General features: G+C 74.6%; 4 protein-coding genes and 1 pseudogene. 3 read left to right on the top strand and 2 right to left on the bottom strand.

The window, feature by feature from the left end:
* Nucleotides 1–238 precede the first annotated feature (238 nt).
* The 3 genes from ACFV6I_RS32765 to ACFV6I_RS32755 all read left to right on the top strand — a co-directional run bounded on the left by ACFV6I_RS32765 (nt 239) and on the right by ACFV6I_RS32755 (nt 3687).
* Nucleotides 239–793 (top strand): YceI family protein, encoded by a 555-nt coding sequence (locus tag ACFV6I_RS32765; protein WP_380339632.1) that lies wholly within the window; start codon nt 239–241, stop codon nt 791–793.
* 107 nt (nt 794–900) lie between these two features.
* Nucleotides 901–2139 carry a pyridoxal-phosphate dependent enzyme gene (locus ACFV6I_RS32760; RefSeq protein WP_380429266.1) on the top strand — a complete coding sequence of 413 codons (1239 nt, stop codon included), beginning with the start codon at nt 901–903 and terminating at the stop codon, nt 2137–2139.
* A gap of 162 nt (nt 2140–2301) precedes the next feature.
* Entirely contained in the window at nt 2302–3687 is a 1386-nt protein-coding gene (locus tag ACFV6I_RS32755; RefSeq protein WP_380429263.1) for a hypothetical protein, read from the top strand.
* A gap of 64 nt (nt 3688–3751) precedes the next feature.
* On the opposite strand, the gene ACFV6I_RS32750 is transcribed toward ACFV6I_RS32755, so the two are convergent.
* Together ACFV6I_RS32750 and ACFV6I_RS32745 are read right to left on the bottom strand one after the other, a co-directional pair.
* Nucleotides 3752–4807 (bottom strand): zinc-binding dehydrogenase, encoded by a 1056-nt coding sequence (locus ACFV6I_RS32750; protein WP_380429261.1) that lies wholly within the window; start codon nt 4805–4807, stop codon nt 3752–3754.
* Nucleotides 4804–5047, bottom strand: a pseudogene (locus ACFV6I_RS32745) (hypothetical protein); the annotation flags it as partial. The pseudogene ACFV6I_RS32745 and the gene ACFV6I_RS32750, both read right to left, overlap by 4 nt.

Genomic DNA, 5047 nt, shown 5'->3' with positions numbered 1-5047 from the left:
ACCCCCTGGGTGTGCCTGGCCCCCCCCCCCCTCCACCCCCCGGCGGTTGTGACCCCCGGGGGGGGCCCCCCCGGGTCCACCCCCGCGGCCCGGGCCCGACGGGCGGGGACGGGGCGCAGCACCTAGCGTGGTCCGGGGCGACCGGGGCGGCACCGCCGCCGAGGTCGGCGACCCCCGAGGACCCTGCCCCCGCGATTCCCCGCAGAGGCCCCACACAGGCCCAGGAGGTAAGCCGACCATGACCGTCTCCCTGTCCGATCTCACCGGGGACTACGTCCTCGACCCCGCCCACACCCGGATCGGCTTCGTGGCGCGCCACGCCATGGTGACCAAGGTCCGCGGCTCCTTCACCGCCTTCGAGGGCAGCGCCCACCTGGACGGCGCCGACCCGGGCCGTTCCACCGCCCGGGTGACGATCCGGACCGACAGCATCGACACCGGCGTCGAGCAGCGCGACCAGCACCTGCGCACCAACGACTTCCTGGACGTGCCGAAGTTCCCGACCATCGCCTTCACCACGACGGCAATCGAGCCGCGCGGGGACGGCGAGTTCCGGGTGACGGGCGACCTCACCGTCAAGGACGTCACCCGCCCGGTCACCATCGACGTCGAGTACACCGGCAACGCCGTCGACCCCCAGGGCAACCTGCGGGTGGGCCTGGAGGGTTCGGTGACGATCAGCCGCAAGGACTTCGGGGTGACCTGGAACGCGGCCCTGGAGAGCGGCGGCGTCCTGGTCGGCGACAAGGTCGTCCTGGAGTTCGACGTCTCGGCCGTCCGGCAGGGCCAGTAGCGGCCGCAGGAACCCCTGAGGCCCGCCATCCCCCGCCCGCCATCCCCCGCCCACCGAGCCCCGAAATCCGCCGGACCGGGCGCCGCAGGTCCGGTTAGGCTCCTGACATGGCGACAGACGGCTCCCTCGCAACCGGCCAGCGCTCCCTCGGCGATCCCACCCTCGACTACCCGTTGTGGCCCCCGCTCACCGCGGGCTGTCCCCGCACCGGCACCGAGGACGTGTCCTACCCCGTCGAGGTCGACTACGCCTACCTCAAGGCCGACGCGGCCGCCCTGTTCGCCCCGGGGGCGGACGCCGGGGCGCCGCGCGGCGGGCTGGAGCGGTGGGCCCCCCTGCTGCCGCCGCTGCTCGCGCCGGGCCTGGGCGAGGGCGGCACACCGCTGGTCGAGCTCGAACCCGGGGTGTACGTCAAGGACGAGGCCCGCAACCCGACCTGGAGCCACAAGGACCGGCTGAACCGCTGCACCACCAGCGCCGCCGTGGGCGTCGGCGCGCCCGGGATCGCGGTGGCCTCCTCCGGCAACCACGGCGCGTCCGCCGCCGCCTACGCCGCCCGGGCCGGGCTGCGCTGCGTGGTGTTCACCGGGCCCGACCTGCCGCCGGCCGTCGACGCGTTCCTCAACGCCTACGGCGCCGTCGTGCTGCCGGTGCCGTGGGAGGCCCGCTGGCCGCTGCTGCGGCAGGTCGTGGACCGGCTGGGCCTGCACCCGGTCAGCAACCTCACCACCACCCACACCGGCCACGCGTACGGCCCCGAGGGCTACAAGACCGTCGCGTACGAGATCTTCCGGGACATCGGCGTGCCGGCCGCGGTGTTCGTGCCCACCGGCTACGGGGAGCTACTCTTCGGCGTCTGGAAGGGCTTCAGCGAACTGCACCGGCTCGGCCTGGCCGACCGGGTGCCGCGCATCGTCGCCTGCGAGTCCGCGTCCGGCGCGCCGCTCGCCCTGGCCGTCCGCCAGGGCCTGCCGGCGGCCCGGGTGACGGTGGGGCCGAGCGAGGCGTACTCGATCGCCTCCCCGGTCGGCGGTTACCGGGGCGTGGTCGCGGTCCGCGAGAGCGGCGGCCGGGTACTGACCCTGGACGACGGCCAACTCGCGTCCGCCCAGGCCGAACTGGCCCGCTCCGGGCTCTGGACGGAGCTGTCCGCGGCGGCCGGGCTCGCGGGGCTGCGCAGCCTCGGCGGCGTCGAGGGCCTCGGGGAGGCCGAGGGGCCGGTGGTGTGCGTGTCGACGTCCAGCGGTTTCAAGGACCGGGGCGTCGGCGCGCGGTCGACCGCGCCGGTCGCCCCGGAGTGGGAGGAGGTCCGCCGCCGCCTGCACACGGCCGGAATCCGCGGCTAGGCCATGCCCGGCCGGGCCTTTCCCCCAACTCCCGCCCGCCGTTGGAGGCCTGCTGTTCGCCGTCCGGTTCTCCGGCGTAGGGTTGGCGTTCGCCGCGGCCGCCCAGGCTGGTCCGGATCCGCACCGCCCCCGCTCCTCCCCGTGCGTCGAAGGGCTGTCACCGTGTCCCGTTCCCCCCGCCGTCTGCTGCCGCTGGCCGTCGCCGTCGCGGCGGTGCCCGTACTCGCCCTGCCGGTCGTCCCGGCCGCCGCGGCCTCGTACGGCACTCCGACGATCACCTTCTCGGCCGGCTACCTGTCCGGCGCGGTCGGCGCCACCGGCGACCCGACGGTGTCCGTGGCGGTGGCGCAGAGCGGGGCCACGGCCTCGGCGCTGACCGTCGCCGCCTCGGCGAGCACCCGCAGCGCCGTCGCGCGGACCGGCGACGTGGCGGTGACGGGCACCGGCGGCACCCGCACCCTGGCGGTCGCCGCGCAGGGCGTCGGCTACACCGACCTCACCATCAAGGTGACCGGCCTGGGCGGCAAGACCGCGACCCGCACCCTGCACTACGCGGCCTCCCCCGCCGTCCAGTTCCCGGCCGCCAGCCGCTACCTGACCGGCTCCAGCGACGCCTCCGCCGCGGTGGACGCGGGCGGCGGCTACATCCTGGTGGGCGACGACGAGTCCAACGTGCTGCGGCTGTACGACCGCAACGCCTCCGGCGCGCCGGTCCGCACCTGGGACTTCAGCTCCGCGCTCGGCGTCTCCAAGGAGATCGACATCGAGGCCGCGGCCCGGGTCGGCGACACGATCTACTGGACGGGCTCGCTCGGCAACAACAAGGACGGCAAGGTCAAGCCGGACCGGCACACCGTGTTCACCACGAAGGTCACCGGCTCGGGCGCCAACACCCAGCTGTCGCTGGCCGGTTCGTACCACGGCCTGCGCGACGACCTGATCGCCTGGGACGGCGCCCACGGCGACCGCTACGGCTTCGCGGCGGGCGCGGCGGACGGCCAGGCGCCCAAGCAGATCGACGGATTCAACGTCGAGGGGCTGGAGTTCGCCCCGGGCAGCACCACCACCGCGTACATCGGCTTCCGCGCGCCGCTGACCCCGGCGGTCACCGGCGGCCGCGCGCTGCTCGTCCCCGTCACCAACCTCCCGTCGCTGCTGTCCGGTTCGGCCTCGCACGCGACCTTCGGCGAGCCGGTCGAGCTGGACCTCGGCGGGCTCTCCATCCGCGACCTGCGCCGCAACGACCTCGGCCAGTACCTGATCGTGGCCGGCTCCTGGTCCGCCGAGGACAACTCCGCCCCGTACGCCCTCTACCGCTGGAACGGGCAGCCGGGCTCCCAGCCGGTCAAGCTGGTCGACCTGCCGACCAGCGACGCCGGCGCTTGGGAGGCCGTCCCGGACGTGCCGAACCTGGACGCCCCCGGCGCCCGGGCCCAGCTGATCACCGACGACGGCTCCGCCGACCTGTACGGCGACGGCACCGCCGCCAAGGACCTCGCCCAGCCGGAGTGGAAGAAGTCCCGCTCCACCTGGTTCACCCTGAACTGACCTGCGCCCGGCTGGGGCGGGCCCACGAACCGCCCGCCCCAGCCGGCCCCGCGGACCGCCCGGCTCAGAGTTCGACGAGCACCTTGCCCCGGCTCGCTGAGCGGTCCACGTACAGGCTGCGGTAGGCGGCCGGGATGTTGTCGAAGCCCCGGTGGACGGTCTGCTGGTAGCCGAGGTCCCCGCTGCGGACGAGGGCGCCCAGTTCCTGCCGCAGCGCCGACCAGTTCTCCTCGGTGAACCACTCCAGCGAGAAGATGCCGCGGATGGTGGTGCGCGGGAACATGATCATCGGCAGCAGTCGCGGGCCCGCCCAGTCGCCGCCGACCTGGCTGCCCCACTGCCAGCAGACCGCGACCCGGCTGTCCACGGCGAGCTGGGAGAAGACCGCGTCGGTGAGCGCCCCGCCGAGGCTGTCGAAGTAGCGGTCGATGCCGGCCGGGGCGAGCTTGGCGATTTCCTCCCGCAGCCGCTCGGGGTCGTCGCCGTCGCGGTAGAGCAGGACCGCGTCGAAGCCCAGCTCACGCAGCCGGGCGGCCTTGGCCGGGGTGGCCGTGGTGCCGATGACCCGGGCCCCCCGGTGCCGGGCCAGCTGTCCGACCACCGAGCCGACCGCCCCGGACGCCCCGCTGACCAGCACGGTGTCCCCCGGCCGGACCTTGAGGAACTTCTCGACCGTGCCCCAGGCGGTCATCCCCGGGCCGCCGAGGACGCCGAGGGCGGTGGAGAGCGGCAGGGCGTCGTCGTAGTCGCTCCGGTCCAGCCGCCGGTAGGCGGGGAAGACCATCGGGAAGGTGCCGGTCTGCCAGAGCGCCGGGGCGCCGTTGCTGATCACGTGGCTGCGCCAGCCGCCGAAGCCCTGCACGAGGTCGCCGACGGCGAAGGCGGCGTCCGGCCCGGCCTCCACCACCTCCATGATGGAGTCCGCGCCCATGTGGTCGCCGATCGGGGTGTCCAGGGCGATCCCCTGGAGGTACGGGTCGACCGAGACGTACCTGGTCCGCAGCAGCATCTCGTCCGCGGCGAGGCGGACGTCCACCTCCTCGACCACCTTCCGGTACATCCGCTCGACGTCCGGCACGCCGTCCACGTGCTCGCGGACGACCCACTTCTCGACCCTCATGAGGTGACTCCAAACCGCCGGTCGGCGGGCCCGACCGGTTCGATGACCAGGGTGGGCGGCGGCGCGCTGTCGTCCACGGCGGCGGTGAACGGCCGGCCGTCGTCGCGGCAGATGAACTGGACGACGTGCCGGCCGGCGGGGGCCGCCCCGATGAGTCCCCCGGTGGTCGCCCCCACGCCGGAGAGGTTGAATTTATCCAGGCCCGGCAGCCCCGGCCCCGTGCGCTTGTTATCCACCTCC

The sequence above is a fragment of the Kitasatospora sp. NPDC059803 genome (assembly GCF_042732255.1).
GTDB lineage: Bacteria > Actinomycetota > Actinomycetes > Streptomycetales > Streptomycetaceae > Kitasatospora.
Note: the sequence above shows the minus strand (reverse complement) of the source record. Positions and strands in the feature narration are given on the sequence as shown.

Bases quoted from the DNA above. Each gene is read 5' to 3' on its own strand.
- ACFV6I_RS32765 (WP_380339632.1), top strand. From the start codon at position 239: ATGACCGTCTCCCTGTCCGATCTCACCGGGGACTACGTCCTCGACCCC.
- ACFV6I_RS32750 (WP_380429261.1), bottom strand. From the start codon at position 4,807: ATGAGGGTCGAGAAGTGGGTCGTCCGCGAGCACGTGGACGGCGTGCCG.
- ACFV6I_RS32760 (WP_380429266.1), top strand. From the start codon at position 901: ATGGCGACAGACGGCTCCCTCGCAACCGGCCAGCGCTCCCTCGGCGAT.